Source organism: Bradyrhizobium sp. CCBAU 11434 (genome assembly GCF_028128895.1).
GTDB lineage: Bacteria > Pseudomonadota > Alphaproteobacteria > Rhizobiales > Xanthobacteraceae > Bradyrhizobium > Bradyrhizobium zhengyangense.
The window spans coordinates 1-760 of the sequence record NZ_LBJX01000025.1 but is presented as its reverse complement, the minus strand read 5'-3'; the positions used below and the strand labels follow the sequence as shown (position 1 = coordinate 760).

The 760-nt window shown below is 65.5% G+C and carries 1 protein-coding gene; it reads right to left on the bottom strand.

The annotated features are described in order from the left end of the window. The coding region (locus tag XI06_RS12865; protein WP_271605476.1) for a chemotaxis protein CheW at positions 1-760 on the bottom strand (760 nt) is incomplete at both ends.

Here is a 760-nt window from a genome sequence, read left to right as displayed (position 1 = left end):
AGCCGGCGGCCTTGAGGACGGGTGCCAGCATGTTGCGGAAGAAGGCGCTGTCGTCGACCAGCAGCACCGACTGCGAGTGCATCGACGGCTTCATCTCCTTGCGGGTGAACCAGTCGGCGAACGCCATCGGCAGGAAGTGGCCGACGTCGATCACTTCGGTGGCCTGGCCCTTGATCACGGCCGAGCCGAGGATGCCGGAAGCCGAGCCGCCGACCTCGATGTTGAGGCGCTCCTCGACGATGTCGATGATCTCGTCGACGACGAGGCCCATGGAGCGGCCGTCATCGGCGAACACCAGGATCGGCTGGGCGCCCTGGGAGGCGACGGTGACGCCCTCCATGGAGACGAGCGGCATCAGCTGCTCGCGGTACTGCACCATGTAGCGGCCGTTCGAGAACTCGATCTTGTCGGCCGGGAGCTCTTCCAGGCGGGTGACGAGCCCGAGCGGGACCGCCTTGGGCTGGGACGAGCCGGCGCGGAAGACGAGGAGCGAGGTGGTCTGCTCGCCCGAGCCGATATGATGCGCACCATTGTCGTCGGCCATGTCATGGGCCGAGGAGCCGGCGGCGCCGAGCGCCTTGGCGATGCCGTTGGGGTCGATGATCATGATGACGGCGCCATCGCCCAGGATGGTATTGCCCGAGAACATGTCGATGTGACGCAGTTTCGTCGACATCGGCTTGACCACGATTTCTTCGGTGTGGAACACGCCGTCGACGACGATGCCGAAGGTCTGGCTGCCGACTTGCGTGACCACGAT